The sequence below is a fragment of the Idiomarina sp. UBA3162 genome (assembly GCF_002364475.1).
GTDB lineage: Bacteria > Pseudomonadota > Gammaproteobacteria > Enterobacterales > Alteromonadaceae > Idiomarina.
On record NZ_DEYI01000019.1, the window covers coordinates 85,630 to 100,995 of the forward strand.

At 49.3% G+C, this 15,366-nt stretch carries 15 protein-coding genes; 11 read left to right on the plus strand and 4 right to left on the minus strand.

All coding sequences use genetic code 11. The features are described 5' to 3' along the window. Nucleotides 1-7: 7 nt before the first annotated feature. Nucleotides 8-850: a LysR family transcriptional regulator gene (locus B2X00_RS02670; RefSeq protein ID WP_006956322.1), complete on the minus strand. Its 843-nt coding sequence runs from the start codon at nt 848-850 to the stop codon at nt 8-10. Nucleotides 851-992: 142 nt separating this feature from the next. On the opposite strand from B2X00_RS02670, the gene gcvT reads away from it, so the two are divergent. From gcvT to B2X00_RS02690, 4 genes are all read left to right on the plus strand, one after another. Further along, on the plus strand, nt 993-2,072 hold the full coding sequence (gene gcvT / locus B2X00_RS02675) for a glycine cleavage system aminomethyltransferase GcvT (RefSeq protein ID WP_290486002.1): 1,080 nt from the start codon (nt 993-995) through the stop codon (nt 2,070-2,072). 68 nt (nt 2,073-2,140) lie between these two features. Then, a complete protein-coding gene (gcvH, locus tag B2X00_RS02680; RefSeq protein ID WP_006956317.1) occupies nt 2,141-2,530 on the plus strand; it encodes a glycine cleavage system protein GcvH in 390 nt (129 codons plus the stop codon). Nucleotides 2,531-2,633: 103 nt separating this feature from the next. Further along, entirely contained in the window at nt 2,634-5,522 is a 2,889-nt protein-coding gene (gene gcvP, locus B2X00_RS02685) for an aminomethyl-transferring glycine dehydrogenase (protein ID WP_290486003.1), read from the plus strand. Between the two features lie 159 nt (nt 5,523-5,681). Next, the gene (locus tag B2X00_RS02690) at nt 5,682-6,062 is read left to right on the plus strand and encodes a septal ring lytic transglycosylase RlpA family protein (RefSeq protein ID WP_290486004.1); all 381 of its coding nucleotides are present in this window, start codon (nt 5,682-5,684) and stop codon (nt 6,060-6,062) included. Here the strand turns inward: B2X00_RS02690 and B2X00_RS02695 are convergent, their stop codons facing one another. Beyond that, on the minus strand, nt 6,063-6,809 hold the full coding sequence (locus B2X00_RS02695; RefSeq protein ID WP_290486005.1) for a 3',5'-cyclic-nucleotide phosphodiesterase: 747 nt from the start codon (nt 6,807-6,809) through the stop codon (nt 6,063-6,065). A gap of 114 nt (nt 6,810-6,923) precedes the next feature. On the opposite strand from B2X00_RS02695, the gene B2X00_RS02700 reads away from it, so the two are divergent. From B2X00_RS02700 to B2X00_RS02720, 5 genes are read left to right on the plus strand one after another with little or no spacing between them, the layout of a single operon-like run. Continuing rightward, nucleotides 6,924-7,247, plus strand: a complete 324-nt coding sequence (locus B2X00_RS02700; protein ID WP_006956310.1) for a heavy metal-binding domain-containing protein — start codon at nt 6,924-6,926, stop codon at nt 7,245-7,247. A 9-nt stretch (nt 7,248-7,256) separates the two neighbouring features. Beyond that, nucleotides 7,257-7,892, plus strand: a complete 636-nt coding sequence (locus B2X00_RS02705) for a DUF998 domain-containing protein (RefSeq protein ID WP_290486006.1) — start codon at nt 7,257-7,259, stop codon at nt 7,890-7,892. Nucleotides 7,893-7,900: 8 nt separating this feature from the next. Further along, entirely contained in the window at nt 7,901-10,141 is a 2,241-nt protein-coding gene (locus B2X00_RS02710) for a heavy metal translocating P-type ATPase (RefSeq protein ID WP_290486007.1), read from the plus strand. A gap of 9 nt (nt 10,142-10,150) precedes the next feature. Beyond that, nucleotides 10,151-10,897 (plus strand): glutamate racemase, encoded by a 747-nt coding sequence (gene murI, locus B2X00_RS02715; protein WP_290486008.1) that lies wholly within the window; start codon nt 10,151-10,153, stop codon nt 10,895-10,897. Nucleotides 10,898-10,906: 9 nt separating this feature from the next. Next, nucleotides 10,907-11,329, plus strand: a complete 423-nt coding sequence (locus B2X00_RS02720; protein WP_006956302.1) for an MAPEG family protein — start codon at nt 10,907-10,909, stop codon at nt 11,327-11,329. Nucleotides 11,330-11,331: 2 nt separating this feature from the next. Here the strand turns inward: B2X00_RS02720 and B2X00_RS02725 are convergent, their stop codons facing one another. Then, the gene (locus tag B2X00_RS02725; RefSeq protein ID WP_290486009.1) at nt 11,332-11,739 is read right to left on the minus strand and encodes a hypothetical protein; all 408 of its coding nucleotides are present in this window, start codon (nt 11,737-11,739) and stop codon (nt 11,332-11,334) included. Between the two features lie 198 nt (nt 11,740-11,937). On the opposite strand from B2X00_RS02725, the gene B2X00_RS02730 reads away from it, so the two are divergent. Next, on the plus strand, nt 11,938-13,629 hold the full coding sequence (locus tag B2X00_RS02730) for an NAD-dependent malic enzyme (RefSeq protein WP_290486010.1): 1,692 nt from the start codon (nt 11,938-11,940) through the stop codon (nt 13,627-13,629). Here B2X00_RS02730 and B2X00_RS02735 read toward each other — a convergent pair. Further along, entirely contained in the window at nt 13,626-14,777 is a 1,152-nt protein-coding gene (locus tag B2X00_RS02735) for a trans-sulfuration enzyme family protein (RefSeq protein WP_290486011.1), read from the minus strand. The genes B2X00_RS02730 and B2X00_RS02735 overlap by 4 nt on opposite strands. Before the next feature lie 82 nt (nt 14,778-14,859). Here B2X00_RS02735 and azu point away from each other — a divergent pair, with 82 nt between their 5' ends. Continuing rightward, on the plus strand, nt 14,860-15,309 hold the full coding sequence (gene azu, locus B2X00_RS02740; RefSeq protein WP_290486012.1) for an azurin: 450 nt from the start codon (nt 14,860-14,862) through the stop codon (nt 15,307-15,309). The last annotated feature ends 57 nt before the right edge of the window (nt 15,310-15,366 follow it).

Sequence of the window (15,366 nt, forward strand, 5' to 3'; positions counted from 1 at the left end):
CGCCGAGTTAAATCCGAGCGCTTAGGTACTCGGCAAGCTGTTTTGCTGCGGATGACGCACGGCTATCCAAACGTAATACGATATTAATATCGCCTGGTGAAGGTAATCGTTCCTTCAACTGTGGACTACTGATTAAGCTTTGGCTATCCGGAATGGTACTTTTGGCGAGTACCGTAACGCCTAAGTTACTGTTTAGGGCGGCGGTTAAGCCGGAGTAGTCTGAGTTCGTATAGCTAATGCGATAATCGATGCGCGCACGTTGCAACGCTTGTTCAGCCCGTTTGCGATAGATACAGCCTTCCGGTGCAACGACCAATGGTAGCGGGCGTTGCTCAAATGCAGCGGGTGTGCCGACCCAGACTAAGGCATCGTTTTGTAACAGCATGTCGTTGGGGTTACGTTGCTCCCTGAGCGCCAAAATCATATCAAAACGCTCACCTAAACCCGCAAAGAGATCCTTGCTCAATGCCGAGGTGACCTGCAATGCGATTTGTGGATAAACCTGCGCGAACTGGCCCAGCACGTTGGGTAACAAGCTCGACGCGAATTCGCTGGTAATCCCCAGCCGGATATCACCGGATACCGCTTGCGGCTGAAACTGCGCAAGCAGTTGCTCATGTAAACTGATAATACGTTGCGCATAATCGTAAACGCGCTCGCCATCGGGGGTGAGCGATAAGCGTTGCCCTTGGCGCTGCAATAATTCAGCACCTAATTGTTGCTCCAGTTTTTTGATTTGGATCGAGATGGCCGGTTGTGAGCGACCTAAACGTTCGCCGGCGGCGGTAATGCCTCCAAACTCAATCACTGCAACGAAACTGCGCAGGGCATCCGTGGATAAATGTTTCATAAATTAAATGCTTAAATAGTTAACGTTTCGGGTATTTAAAAAATAAATGCAATTATAAGCATTATTGATTTTAAACTTAAGTGCAAGACGCCTATAATTTGCGCCCATATTACTGGCTAAATTTAAAGCAAAAGGATGTCTTATGGGCAGCAGAACTCCGCTCTATGATGCGCACGTTGAAGCCGGCGCAAAAATGGTCGATTTTCACGGTTGGGATATGCCGTTGAACTATGGCTCACAAATTGAAGAGCACCACGCCGTTCGCCGTTCTTGCGGCATGTTCGACGTGTCGCACATGACCATTGTTGATGTAGCGGGGCAGCAAGCCCAAGCGTTCTTACGCTACTTATTAGTCAACGACGTTGCTAAATTAAAAACCGAAGGCAAGGCGCAGTACACCAGCATGCTGAACGAGCAGGGCGGCGTCATTGATGACCTGATTGTTTATCACTTTAGCGACACCTCTTACCGTTTAGTGGTTAACTCAGCGACTCGCGAACGTGACCTCGGTTGGATCGAAAAAGTCGCTGCTGACTTTGATGTCACCATTAACGAACGTGACGACATGGCGATGATCGCCGTGCAAGGCCCCGAGTCAGAAGCTAAGTTAAAAGCTGTGTTGAGCAGCGAAGACTTCGCAACCATCGAAGGCATGAAGCCTTTCTTGGGTAAGCAAGTGGGCGATTTATTCATCGCAACCACGGGCTACACAGGCGAAAAAGGTTACGAAATCATCGTGCCTGCTGACCAAGTCAATGATTTGTGGAAGCAACTACTCGCTGCTGACGTGGCCCCTTGTGGTTTAGGTGCGCGCGATACGTTGCGTTTAGAAGCCGGTATGAACCTTTACGGACAAGACATGGATGAGTCGGTCACCCCACTTGAGTCAAATATGGGCTGGAGTGTTGCATTTGAACCGACTGACCGCGACTTTATTGGTCGCCAAGCGCTCGAACAGCAAAAACAAGCCGGTCACCACAAACTGGTTGGCTTGGTGATGGAAGACAAAGGTGTCCTGCGCCACGGTCTGAAAGTGATCGTTGATGGTGGCGAGGGTGTCATCACTTCTGGTACATTCTCACCATCACTTGGTTTTTCAATCGCAATGGCACGCGTGCCTGCGAACGTGGGTGATACCGCACAAGTTGAGATGCGCAAAAAACAGGTCACTGTGAAGGTTGTGAAACCTGCATTCGTGCGAAACGGTCAATCTGTTTTATAATAGCGTCAGAATTTAGTTAAATAGTCAGACAACCTGCCAGCGGCAGTTGGATTGAGAAGGATAGAGTTATGAGCAACATTCCAGCGGATCTTAAATATGCGTCAACTCACGAGTGGGTACGTGACGAAGGCGATGGCACTTTCACTATCGGTATCACCGAGCACGCGCAAGACCTTTTGGGCGACATGGTGTTTGTTGAGTTACCCGAAGTGGGTGACAAAGTGTCAGTCGGCGATGACGTAGCGGTTGCGGAGTCTGTTAAAGCAGCTTCAGACATCTACGCACCGATTAGCGGTGAAGTTATCGCGATTAATGAAGACCTTGAAGACGCGCCAGAAAACGTCAACAACGACCCGTATGGTGACGGTTGGTTGTTCCGCATTAAAGCGGAAGACAGCGGTGAGCTAGGTAACTTGCTCGACGCCGACGCGTATGAAGCGTCTATCGACGAAGATTAAGCGTTAATGTAACGCCACAAGGAAAGTGAAGGACCCCGGCATGCTCCGGGGTTCCGTGTTTTTTTGCACTGTTCGATTCCCAATTTGTACGAGGCCGAGGTAAATGACCAGTACTACCCTTACGCAGTTAGAACATCACGATGAATTTATTGGCCGTCACATCGGTCCCAGTCATGATGAGCAGCAAGCCATGCTCAAAGAGCTTGGCGTAGATACTTTAGAAGCGTTGACCAAAGATACGGTTCCAGGCTCTATTTTACGCGACCCCTTTTTAAAAGTCGGCGAGCCTAAAACTGAGCGTGAAGCATTGGCTGAACTCAAAGCCATTGCGAAAAAGAACCAGATCTTTACCTCGTACATTGGTATGGGTTACTACGATACGGTAACGCCCAACGTTATTTTGCGTAACGTATTAGAAAACCCAGGTTGGTATACCGCATACACGCCTTACCAGCCCGAAATCGCACAAGGTCGTTTAGAAGCCTTATTGAACTTCCAACAAATGACCATGGACTTAACCGGTTTAGATCTTGCGAGTGCCTCATTGCTTGATGAAGCCACGGCAGCTGCCGAAGCAATGGCGATGGCGAAGCGAGTATCGAAAAACAAAAAATCAAACGCGTTTTACATTGCGGACAACGTGTACACGCAAACCATCGACGTGGTGAAAACTCGCGCTGAATACTTTGGCTTTGACATTATTGTCGGCCCGGCGCGCGAAGCATCTGACCACGATGTGTTTGGTGCGTTATTGCAGTACCCCGACAAAACCGGCGAACTGCACAACATTGAACAGCTGATTGGCGAGCTACAAGAGAAGAAAGCGATTGTTTCGGTGGCTTCCGATCTGATGAGCTTGTTGATGCTGAAATCTCCGGGAGAAATGGGTGCGGATATCGTATTTGGTAACGCACAACGCTTTGGTGTACCAATGGGCTATGGTGGTCCACACGCCGCATTCTTTGCAACTCGTGATAAGTTCAAACGTTCACTGCCCGGCCGTATCATTGGTGTGTCTAAAGATTCACGTGGTCGCCCTGCGTTGCGTATGGCAATGCAAACTCGCGAACAGCATATTCGTCGCGAGAAGGCTAACTCGAACATCTGTACCGCGCAGGTATTACTGGCCAACATGGCATCGTTTTACGCGGTGTATCATGGCCCACAAGGCTTGCGTCGCATTGCTAACCGTATCCACCGATTAACCGATATCGTGGCGCTGGGCATGCAAGATAAAGGCGTGCAAATCACCAACGCACATTGGTTTGATACGCTGACTTTTGAGATGAAAGAGAACGCGACCGACGTGTTGGCGCGCGCTAAAGCGGCTGGCATTAACCTGCGTAATGACGGTGAAGCCGTGTTTGGTATCAGCATGGACGAAGCCAAAACACGTGCAGACGTTGAAGTTCTATTTAACGTCTTGTTCGGTGATGACCATGGTCTGGATGTTGAAGTCCTCGATAGCCGCGTAGCGAGCAAAGAAGTCGAATCAATTCCAGCGCAATTGGTACGCGAATCGGACTACCTAACGCACCCCGTATTTAACGAGTATCACTCAGAAACCGAGATGCTGCGTTACATCAAAAAGCTGGAAAACAAAGATTTAGCATTGAACCACTCAATGATCTCTTTGGGTTCATGCACCATGAAGCTGAACGCCACCGCTGAGATGATCCCAGTGACTTGGCCTGAGTTTGCTCAGTTGCACCCATTCTGCCCTGTCGAGCAAGCGCAAGGCTACGCAGAAATGATTTCATCATTGTCTGAGTGGTTGGTTGATATCACCGGTTACGATGCGCTTTCAATGCAACCGAACTCAGGAGCGCAGGGCGAGTATGCTGGCTTATTGGCGATTCAGAAATACCACGAAAGCCGTGGTGAAGGTCACCGTAATATCTGCTTGATCCCAAGCTCAGCGCACGGTACCAACCCGGCTTCAGCACAGATGATGAACATGAAAGTGGTCGTGGTTGATTGCGATAAAAACGGTAACGTGGATATGGCAGACCTGAAAGCTAAAGCCGAAGAGGCGGGCGATCACCTGTCATGCATCATGGTGACCTACCCATCGACACACGGTGTGTATGAAGAAGGCATCCGCGAAATTTGTGAGCTAGTTCACGAGTTTGGTGGCCAAGTTTACATGGACGGTGCCAACATGAACGCGCAGGTGGGTGTTACTTCTCCAGGCTATATTGGCTCGGATGTATCGCACTTGAACCTACATAAGACCTTCTGTATCCCACACGGTGGTGGCGGTCCAGGTATGGGTCCGATTGGCGTGAAAGAGCACTTAAAACCGTTCTTGCCAAACCACAGCATCATCAACTTGAAGACCACTGAGTTGGGTAATGGCGCGGTATCAGCAGCACCTTATGGTAGTGCAAGCATTTTGCCTATTTCGTGGATGTACATCGCGATGATGGGCGGTCGTGGTTTACGTGAAGCGTCAGAAACTGCGATTCTGAATGCTAACTACGTTGCCGAGAAACTCAGCAAGCACTTCAAGATCTTGTACCGTGGCCGTAACAACCGCGTTGCGCACGAATGCATCATCGACTTGCGTCAAATGAAAGAAGACGCGGGTATTGCCGAGATTGATGTGGCTAAGCGTTTGCAGGATTACGGCTTCCACTCACCAACGATGAGCTTCCCAGTTGCGGGCACCATCATGGTTGAGCCAACGGAATCTGAATCTAAAGCGGAACTCGATCGCTTTATTGAAGCGTTGGTTTGCATCAAGCAAGAAGCCGACAAAATCGCCGCAGGCGAATGGCCGCAAGACAACAACCCGTTGGTTAATGCACCGCACACGCTCGCCGACATCACCGATGCTGAGTGGGATCGTCCATACGACCGTCACACCGCAACCTATCCGGTTGACGCGGTAAGCTACGACAAGTTCTGGCCAACCGTAAATCGTATTGATGACGTATATGGCGACCGTAACCTGATGTGCTCGTGCCCGAGTATTGAAGAATATCGGTAAGTTGATGGGTTAGTTGTTCCCATAGTCGCAAAAAGCGAACCTCCGGGTTCGCTTTTTTTATGCCTGACGCAGAGCTTTGCATAAACCTTACCGAGCCTTTACAGAAGCGGTTGGCGGAATCGCGTATGCTACGCGCGGTTCAATTAAGCGGAGATAATAATGAAATACGTATGGCTTGGTATGGTGTCGCTATTGATGTCGGCGTGTAGTTCTATTCCAACGCATAGCCCAGCGCATTTGGTGGGTCAGGTAGAGACTGGTAAGGCGTCTTATTATGCGATGAAGTATCAATTTCGCACCACCGCCAGTGGCGAGCGTTACAGCCATTTTGACGATACCGCAGCACATAAAACCTTGCCGTTCGGCACCTTGGTGCGTGTGACCAATCTCGCCAATGGTGAGTCGGTGGTGGTGAAAATCAATGACCGGGGTCCGTTTATCAAAGGGCGTATTATTGATCTTTCCCGTTCCGCTTTTGACGAAATTGCCGACCTCGATGTCGGTATCATTGATGTAAAAATGCAAGTGATTACTGACTAACTAAAGCACATGCCAGGGCTCTGCGCGTAATACGTCGCGGAGCTCTTCCTCATAGCTCGGTTTAAGATGTGTTATCCAGACGTTGCGTGGCGGCTTTTCGAGTCGCTCTAATAAGCGGCTGACTAATGACGGTGTCATGTGTTGGGTTTTGACCGCAACTTCCTCCAGTCTGTCTGGGAACGAACATTCCACCATCAGTGTGCTAATGGGCGGTAATTCATTGAGCGTTGAGACAAGGGCGTCGGTCACGATGCAGTCGGCACAAAAAACAAAATGTGAGTGTTCACTGACTTTGGGTTGTTGCACTGCGTACCCAATGGTGGGTATGGCGTGTGGCACTTCGAACGCGGTGAGCGTCATGCCTTGATGCTCAATGACTTGGCCTGGCTTAATCTCCACCAACTCGAGCATGGACGTGCCGTTATCTTGCACCTGAGTAAAGTCGGGCCAAATATCATTATTAAAAATATGCTGTTTAAGGCGCGCTAAGCTATGGGCGAGGCCATACACTTTGAGCGGTAAACGACTTTGGTCAAATAGGTTACTGACGAAAGTTGGCAGAGCAGCGATATGGTCCATGTGGGCATGGGTCAAAAAAATATGGCGAATGGCTTTCATTTCGCTGAGTTGTAGCGACGATAAGCCGGTTCCGGCATCAATGAGCGTTTCACCGTTTAATTGGATGCAGGTCGACCCTTTTTGCGGGTTACCGCTGAGCCCACCACTACTGCCTAGCACTCGAAACATTGCACACCTGTTATAAAAAGAGGACACTTATCGTTACAACTATAGTATCGATTTAATTGCCAGTTCGAAATAGGATTCGTTAGGATTATTCCAGACAACTCGAAGGAGAATGAGATGATAAAAACAACAACTGCAACCATCCAGGGTCATGAAGTAGAACAGTATCTCGATATTGTGGTAGGTGAGGCGATCCTAGGTGCCAATGTATTCAAAGATATTTTTGGTGCGGTACGCGACATCGTCGGCGGACGCGCTGGCGCTTATGAACGTGAGATGACCCGGGCGCGTGAAATTGCGTTTGCAGAGGTTGAAGAAAAAGCCAAGTTATTAGGCGCTGATGCGGTGATTGGCATTGATATCGACTATGAAGTGGTTGGTCAAAAAGGTGCTATGATGATGGTCAGCGTCAGCGGTACCGCCGTTAAACTTAAAAAATAAGGAGCAACAGTGCAGACATCAACACCCGATCACACGTCCGCAAAACAAGCGATGACGCCACAACTTGTGGTGGTATCGATTTTTTGGCTGGGCTTACTGTTGGTGGCAAGCTGGGTTAAACCCGATTACAGCCACATGAGCCAATACATCAGCGAAATTAATGCCACCGGCACAACGGCAGCCGGCGTTCTAGGCTGGGTGGGCTTTGTACCCTTTGCGATTGTGGTGTTAAGTTTCTTGGTGTCTGCGCGTAGCCGAGTACGTGTTGAGGGTATCAGTGCACTCGGCTACGCATTACTGTTCTTTTACCCCTTTGCTTATTTGGGCGCAGCGCTTGCGCCTTGCGATGCGGGTTGTCCGATTGACGGTTCGGCATCGCAGACGATTCACAATTGGATCGGTATTCTAAGTTACTTGGGCTTTGCCGCCGGTACGTTGTTGCTCGCCTTTACCCCTCGCGCGCATTGGGTGTTGCGAATTGTCTTTGTGTTATTGGCGATCATTATCGGGTTAGGCTTTTTCATCATGCCAACCGAAAATCTCGAACCGGTTCGAGGCGCAATTCAACGGTACCTCGAAATTGCCCAGTTAGCTGTATTCTGGCTACTACTTGGAATCACCGGTAAACACTCCTCAAACGAATAGAGGGCAGTATGGCACGCACACAAATACGTTTATCGGTCGAAGGAATGAACTGCGGCTCCTGTGCGAGTCGCGTTGATAAAGCGTTAAATAGTGTCAAAGGTATTGAGGATGTAAGTGTTAACTTAGCGTCTGATGCCGCAGAAATGACGCTAGTCACCGCATCAAAAGAGGATGCGATTCAGGCGATAAGGGACGCAGGTTATGACGCCCATGCAATTGTCGATCGCGAGGCGGAAATGGCGCGACAAGAGCAGCAAAAGGCGAACGAATTTAAACAATTAAAGCGCGACCTGATCATCGCAGTGCTGTTTACCTTGCCCGTTTTTGTTATTGCAATGGGCAGCCATTTGATCCCAGCATTTGGCGAGTGGGTTGACTCCAGCTTAGGCCAAACCACCAATTTTTGGATACAAATGCTGCTGACAACAGTGGTGTTGGCATGGCCTGGGCGTCGCTTTTATCAAATAGGTATTCCTGCGCTACTGCGTCGTGCGCCTGATATGAATTCACTTGTCGTGCTAGGTGCGACGGCTGCGTGGGGATATTCGGTTGTCGCCACGCTCATGCCACAGTGGCTTCCTGCGCATGCGGTGAATGTCTATTTCGAAGCCTCCGCAGTGATAGTAACGTTGATTTTGGCTGGTCGCTTTCTAGAAGCGCGAGCGAAAAGTCACACGTCCGATGCGATTAAACGCTTATTGAACTTACAAAGCAAAACGGCGCGTCGTGTCAGTGACGACGACAGTAGCGAGACTGTTGATATTAAGTCACTGAGTAAAGGCGATATTATCGAAGTACGTCCGGGCGAGCAGGTGCCTGTCGATGGCACCATCGTGAGTGGCGACAGTTATGTGAATGAGTCGATGATTACCGGCGAGGCCGAGCCTGTCGCGAAAGAAACCGGCGACAAGGTGGTTGGCGGCACCATTAATCAGCAGGGAAGTTTCCGCTTTAAAGCAACTGCGATAGGCGAAACTACGGTGCTGGCGCAAATTATCCGCATGGTTGAACAAGCACAAGGCGCGAAGCTACCTATTCAAGATACCGTTAACCGCATCACGCTGTGGTTTGTCCCAGCGGTTATGGCGGCGGCGGCATTAACCTTTTTGGTGTGGTTCTTTGCTAAAGGCGACAATGCGCTCACGTTTGCCTTAATTAACGCAGTAGCGGTACTCATTATTGCCTGCCCTTGTGCTATGGGGCTTGCTACACCGACTTCGATCATGGTTGGCACCGGGCGAGGTGCCGATGAGGGCGTATTGTTTCGACAAGGCAGTGCGTTACAGCAAATTGAGAACGCGCGTATTGTAGTATTTGATAAGACTGGAACGCTGACCGCGGGTCACCCCGAGGTGGTGAGCTGGGAGGCAATACAAGCCGATAATGATGCGTTAATGCTAGCGGCGAGTCTAGAGCAACGCTCAGAGCACCCAACGGCTCAGGCGCTGGTTAATTACGCTGAAGAACAAAGCAAGCAGTTGATCCAACCGAATAACTTTAATGCTCTAGCAGGCCTTGGTGTTGAGGGCGAGGTTGATGATCGAGCGCTATTAGTCGGCTCACGTACCTTAATGGACGAGCAGTCTATTGCAGTTGACAACGCGCAGAAACAGACTCAAACCATCGAGCGCAATGGTCAAACGCCCCTTTATGTAGCCATTGATGGCCAGCTAGCCGCGGTGTTCTCGGTCGCTGATCCTATTCGACCTTCGGCCAAGACTTTGATTGAACATTTAGCGGAACAGAACATACGTACCGCGATGGTCACCGGCGATGCCGAGGCGACCGCACAAAAAGTAGCAAAAGAACTTGGTATCAGTGACGTGGTGGCCGGTGTTAAGCCCGATGGCAAAGTGGCTGCGGTGGAAAAGCTGCAAGCTCAGCACGGTAAGCTCATTTTTGTCGGTGACGGTATTAATGATGCGCCCGCACTGGCGGCTGCGGACATCGGTATTGCCGTTGGAACAGGTACAGACGTGGCGATCGAAAGTGCTGATGTAGTGATGATGTCAGATGACTTGAATGGAGTGCGTAATGCATTCAGTCTATCGCGTCAGACCATGCGCAATATCCGCCAAAATTTATTTTGGGCGTTCGCCTACAATACGGCGTTGATTCCAGTGGCGGCAGGCTTATTGTACCCGTTTTGGGGCATTACGCTGTCACCAATGCTAGCCGCAGGCGCTATGGCGCTCTCAAGTGTTTTTGTGATCTCTAATGCGTTACGTCTTAAACGTATTACTTTGTAAGGAGCCTCAGTGAAGTTAGGCGTTTTTGATAGCGGGGTGGGCGGTTTGACTGTTGCCCGCTCATTGCAACGGAGTCGTTATTTTTCCGAATTACTCTATTTTGGAGACACGGCGCGCGTACCCTACGGTAGTAAGGATAGTAATACCGTGACTCGCTACGCACTCGAAGCGGTCGAGTTTTTTAACGGTACCGATGTCGATGCCTTAATCGTTGCCTGTAATACGGTCAGTGTAGTGGCGCTGGAAACCATGCAGAAGTTTTCTAATAAACCCGTGTATGGGGTGTTAGAGCCGGGCGTGATGGCGCTTGAACAAGCAACCGAAGTAGACCATGAAAGCCAGGTACTGGTGATTGCAACACGCTCGACGATTCAATCCGGCGAATACCAACGGCGTATAAAGCAGCTTGGTTTTGAGCATGCCACGGCGATGGCGACGCCTTTGTTTGTGCCGATTGTCGAGGAGGAACTTTACGACGGCGCGATTTTACATGCCACCTTTGAGCATTACTTTAGCGCGCTAGAGCGGCCAGACGTTGTGCTGTTAGGATGTACTCACTTTCCACTGATTAGCGATGCGATCAGTGAATATTTCAGTGGCGCAAAAACGATCCATTCGGGCGAAGCAATGGTACAGTGGTTAAGTCAGCATTTAGAACTAAAACGTCAGTTTGACGAAACACCGATAACCATCCACGCTTCAGAAAATGTCGAAGCGGTGCGTCGGGTGGCAAAACGGTGGCAACTTAACTTATAAGGAAGAGCCATGTTTGAAGCGTACAATGGAACCTTTATTGCCCTTGCAGTGATATTGGCAACGGTCCTACTACAATGGTTGATTGCCAGTGGTAGGAAAGCAAAAGAAGACGGTGCAATTCCAGGCAAGCCGCCTCAGCAACAAGGCCATGAGAGTTTTACCTTTAGAGCGTGGCGCACGCACCAAAACAGCATCGAAAACTTAAGTGTCATGTTAGGCACGGTATTTTTAGCCGTACTAAGTGGCGCCAACCCGTTTTGGACCGCTTTACTGACGGGCTTTTTTGCGGTCGCGCGTATTCTTCACATGATTCTTTATTATGTGATAGCGACAAACAAAAATCCGAGTCCGCGTAGCTACTTTTTTATGTTGGGTTGGTTAGCTAACGTGGCTCTATTAGTGTTTACGCTTGTTCACTTAGTGACGAAGTAAGGCTAAAGCGGTTTCTTATCCGGGCTCACGAACGTACGTCTGGCTGTTGGTGAGTCCAGTGTCTCTGGCTTATAGTGCTGTGCGAGTACGGCTTTTAAGTCGTTGACTAAGTCAGCGTTCTGTTGTTTAAACTCTGTGAAGTCAGAGCAGGGTTGCTCGCTTAAACGTTGGCTCATAATACGTAGTGTCGCGACCGTTAAGGTATGATGATAGCGTTCGTTCAATGACATGATATGTTGGTTGGCACGCAACGTGGCGACCACCTCGGCAAGTGCGATCGGCCAAGGTGCACGTTTTAAATGTATCCATGCCAAACGCAAGTGCCAACTGTGATCGGTACTATCTCGAGAAAACTCGCCTTGTTTAATTGCGTTAAGAAACGCCTCGTCTGATAGCGTACAGTTATCCATAACTCTTAAGTTCTAAAAAATTTAATCTATTGTGCATCAGATACTGGTTTCTTGTCGAATAAGTTCATCTATTATTATAGGAGATTAACCGCATCTGGTCAGTCCTGTTTTTTGAGTGTGTGTTTCGTTCAACCTAACCGCTGGATTTTCTGCTATCATCTCGGCAGTCAATTTATCTTGGTTTAGGAGTCCGAGCGCATGTCTGACGAACAAAAACGTCCTTTGTATATTCCCTATGCTGGACCATCGTTGTTAGAAACACCGTTGCTGAATAAAGGCAGCGCGTTTAGTAAAGAAGAGCGAGCGGCATTTAACTTAACGGGCTTGTTACCGCCCCGTTATGAATCCATTGAAGAACAGGCCGAACGTGCCTATATGCAGTATAAAAGCTTTGAGACTCCACTCAATAAGCATATCTATTTGCGCGCCATTCAAGATAACAACGAAACCTTGTTTTATCGCTTGCTGACCGATCATTTAGAAGAAATGATGCCGATTATTTATACTCCTACAGTAGGCGATGCGTGCGAAAAATTCTCTGATATTTATCGCAGTTCACGAGGCTTGTTTATCTCCTATTCCGAGCGCGATCAGCTCGACGATATTTTACGCAATGCGACCAAGCAAAAAGTTAAAGTTATCGTGGTCACCGACGGTGAACGTATTCTTGGTTTGGGTGACCAAGGCATCGGTGGGATGGGCATCCCCATTGGTAAACTGTCGCTTTACACTGCCTGCGGCGGCATCAGTCCAGCGTATACGCTGCCCGTGATGCTTGATGTCGGCACGAATAATGAAAAATTGCTGAATGACCCGATGTATATGGGCGCACGTCACAAACGCATCAATCAAGAGCAGTATGATGAGTTCTTAGAGAAGTTCATCAAGGCAGTAACACGGCGTTGGCCGGGCGTCATGTTGCAGTTTGAGGACTTCGCCCAGCCTAATGCAATGCCGTTGCTTCGCCGCTATCGTGATGAAGTGTGTTGTTTCAACGATGATATTCAAGGCACTGCGTCTGTCACAGTCGGTACGTTGCTCGCTGCGTGTCGTCAGAAAGGCAAAAAGCTGAGTGAGCAGAAAGTCGTGTTTGTTGGCGCAGGGTCGGCCGGTTGTGGTATCGCTGAACAAGTGATGATTCAGATGGTTGCTGAAGGGCTGAGCGAAGAACAAGCTAAAAAGCAGATTTTCATGGTCGACCGCTATGGCTTAGTAGTCGATAGCATGAGTGACCTACGTGACTTCCAGCAGGCGTTAGCGCAACCGATTGATAGCCTAAAAGACTGGCAATACAGTGGCGACTATCCGTCGCTGTTGGATGTGATTCATTGTGCTGAACCGGATGTATTGATTGGTGTTTCGGGTCAGGCGGGGTTATTCACTGAACAAGTAATTACCACGATGGCACGTTACGTGGAGCAGCCGATTATTTTCCCACTATCGAACCCGTCTAAACACGTTGAAGCGCATCCCCACGACGTAATTAAGTGGACGCAGGGCAAAGCGATTGTCGCAACCGGCAGTCCATTCGGCGAAGTTGAGTGGGAAGGTACCACGTATCCGATAGCGCAGTGTAATAACAGCTACATCTTTCCGGGCATCGGTTTAGGTGTTATCGCGGTGAAGGCGACACGTGTCAGTGATGAGATGTTCCGAGTGGCCAGCAAGACGCTGGCGAAAGCCTCGCCGAGCGCCAACGGTAAGAATAAGAACTTATTACCCGGTTTTACCGAGCTGGCTCAATTGAGTAAAGACATTGCCTTTGCGGTTGCGAAAGTGGCACAAGAAGAGGGCGTTGCGCTTGAAATCGACGATGAGGTACTCAAGCAACGTATTGAGAAAAACTTCTGGTCACCTGAGTACCGTCGTTACAAGCGCGTCAGCATTTAAGCTGACGCCTCGATGGCATGAACTAAATCGGCGAGTAAATCTTCTTTTCGCTCAATGCCAACAGACAGCCTGAGTAAGTCGTCGGGTACAGGCGTGCCCGACCCTTCAATACTGGCACGATGCTCAATGAGGCTCTCGACGCCGCCAAGCGAGGTGGCGCGGTGCCATAGCCGTGTTTTGGCAGCAGTGCCGACCGCTTGGTGCTCGCCCCCGACTAATCGAATCGATAGCATGCCACCAAAGCCGCCTTGCATTTGTTTAAGGGCGATTGCATAACCAGTAAAAGACGGTAACCCTGGGTAGAGCACTTCGCAAACCATGGGGTGTTGCTCCAATTGCTCAGCAAGAAACATGGCCGAGTCACAGCTTTCGCGCACACGCAGATATAAAGTACGCATCCCTCGTAATAGCTGAGCTGCATCCATCGGGGACGGTACTGCGCCGCCTTGTGCACGTATTGCCAAAATACGCTGCCAGAAATCATCTTTTTCTCGCGTGGCGAGTGCGCCGGCGATAACATCAGAGTGGCCGTTCAGATACTTAGTCGCAGAATGCATAACGATATCAGCGCCCAATTCGAGTGGACGTGTTAGTATCGGTGTGGCTACGGTTGAATCGACAGCTACTCGCGCGCCATGTTGCGTAGCAATATCGGCAATGGCGCGAATGTCACTCACGGTCCACATCGGGTTGCCGGGCGTTTCGAGCCAAATCAGTTTGGGTTGGAGCTGCGTGACTTTATTTTCGACTTTATCGAGTTGCGTCATATCGACAAAGTGAACGTTAAGCCCGGCATCGGTTGCCAAACCCTTTAACCAATTACGTAATGCCCAGTACATGATGTCTGGCGCCAATACCGTGTCGCCGGGCTTCAGTGCTTGAAATACAGCGGTCGCGGCTGCCATGCCCGAGGCAAATAGTTTCGCGTCGGCGGCGTGCTCTAGTTGAGCGATTAACTTTTCTGGCGCATCGTAAGTTGGATTATCGGCGCGAGAATAGACTCTTCCGCTACGATATTGATTATCCTCATCTCTTTGATAGGTCGTTGATGTAAAAATACCCGGGATAATCGGCTTGAAAGGTTGTGTAGTGTTCTCACCGCCTTGTGCGAGAGATGTTTGAAAACTGTCATCTATCTTTTTTGTCATAAAATCGCTTACTCAGTAATCTAATTTAGCTCAATTGCGTATGATCTGAGTGTATTTTGGTCTCAAAATGAGAGGTAATGCAATGCGTTTGTTAAAAGCTTTAATCGCGGGTTCAGTGTTGTTAGTCGCAAACTCAGCACTTGCTAACGAATGTGAACTTACAATCACTGGTACGGATAACATGCGTTATGATAAAAGTGAACTTTCTGTACCTGCTAGCTGTTCTGAAGTAACCCTTACTTTAGAACACTCAGGCAAAATGGGTAAGAAAGTAATGGGTCACAACTGGGTGTTGAGCAAATCAAGCGATATGCAGTCAGTAGTGCAACAAGGTATGTCGGCAGGCCTAGATAACCAATACGTGCCTGACTCGGATAAAGTGATTGCTGCAACTGATGTTATCGGTGGTGGTGAATCAACGAGTGTGACTTTTTCTACTGAAGGAATGAGCGCAGGTGGAGACTATATGTTTTACTGCACATTCCCAGGTCACTCGGCGATCATGAAAGGTCAGTTTAAACTGACTCAATAATCTGAATCCAAGCGAGTTAAAAGACCCGCGGTTGCTCTGCACCCGCGGGTTTTTATA

What these genes read in the sequence shown, in the direction of transcription:
- B2X00_RS02670 (WP_006956322.1), bottom strand. Translation starts at nt 850, where the DNA reads ATGAAACATTTATCCACGGATGCCCTGCGCAGTTTCGTTGCAGTGATT.
- gcvT (WP_290486002.1), top strand. Translation starts at nt 993, where the DNA reads ATGGGCAGCAGAACTCCGCTCTATGATGCGCACGTTGAAGCCGGCGCA.
- gcvH (WP_006956317.1), top strand. Translation starts at nt 2,141, where the DNA reads ATGAGCAACATTCCAGCGGATCTTAAATATGCGTCAACTCACGAGTGG.
- gcvP (WP_290486003.1), top strand. Translation starts at nt 2,634, where the DNA reads ATGACCAGTACTACCCTTACGCAGTTAGAACATCACGATGAATTTATT.
- B2X00_RS02690 (WP_290486004.1), top strand. Translation starts at nt 5,682, where the DNA reads ATGAAATACGTATGGCTTGGTATGGTGTCGCTATTGATGTCGGCGTGT.
- B2X00_RS02695 (WP_290486005.1), bottom strand. Translation starts at nt 6,809, where the DNA reads ATGTTTCGAGTGCTAGGCAGTAGTGGTGGGCTCAGCGGTAACCCGCAA.
- B2X00_RS02700 (WP_006956310.1), top strand. Translation starts at nt 6,924, where the DNA reads ATGATAAAAACAACAACTGCAACCATCCAGGGTCATGAAGTAGAACAG.
- B2X00_RS02710 (WP_290486007.1), top strand. Translation starts at nt 7,901, where the DNA reads ATGGCACGCACACAAATACGTTTATCGGTCGAAGGAATGAACTGCGGC.
- B2X00_RS02720 (WP_006956302.1), top strand. Translation starts at nt 10,907, where the DNA reads ATGTTTGAAGCGTACAATGGAACCTTTATTGCCCTTGCAGTGATATTG.
- B2X00_RS02725 (WP_290486009.1), bottom strand. Translation starts at nt 11,739, where the DNA reads ATGGATAACTGTACGCTATCAGACGAGGCGTTTCTTAACGCAATTAAA.
- B2X00_RS02730 (WP_290486010.1), top strand. Translation starts at nt 11,938, where the DNA reads ATGTCTGACGAACAAAAACGTCCTTTGTATATTCCCTATGCTGGACCA.
- B2X00_RS02735 (WP_290486011.1), bottom strand. Translation starts at nt 14,777, where the DNA reads ATGACAAAAAAGATAGATGACAGTTTTCAAACATCTCTCGCACAAGGC.
- azu (WP_290486012.1), top strand. Translation starts at nt 14,860, where the DNA reads ATGCGTTTGTTAAAAGCTTTAATCGCGGGTTCAGTGTTGTTAGTCGCA.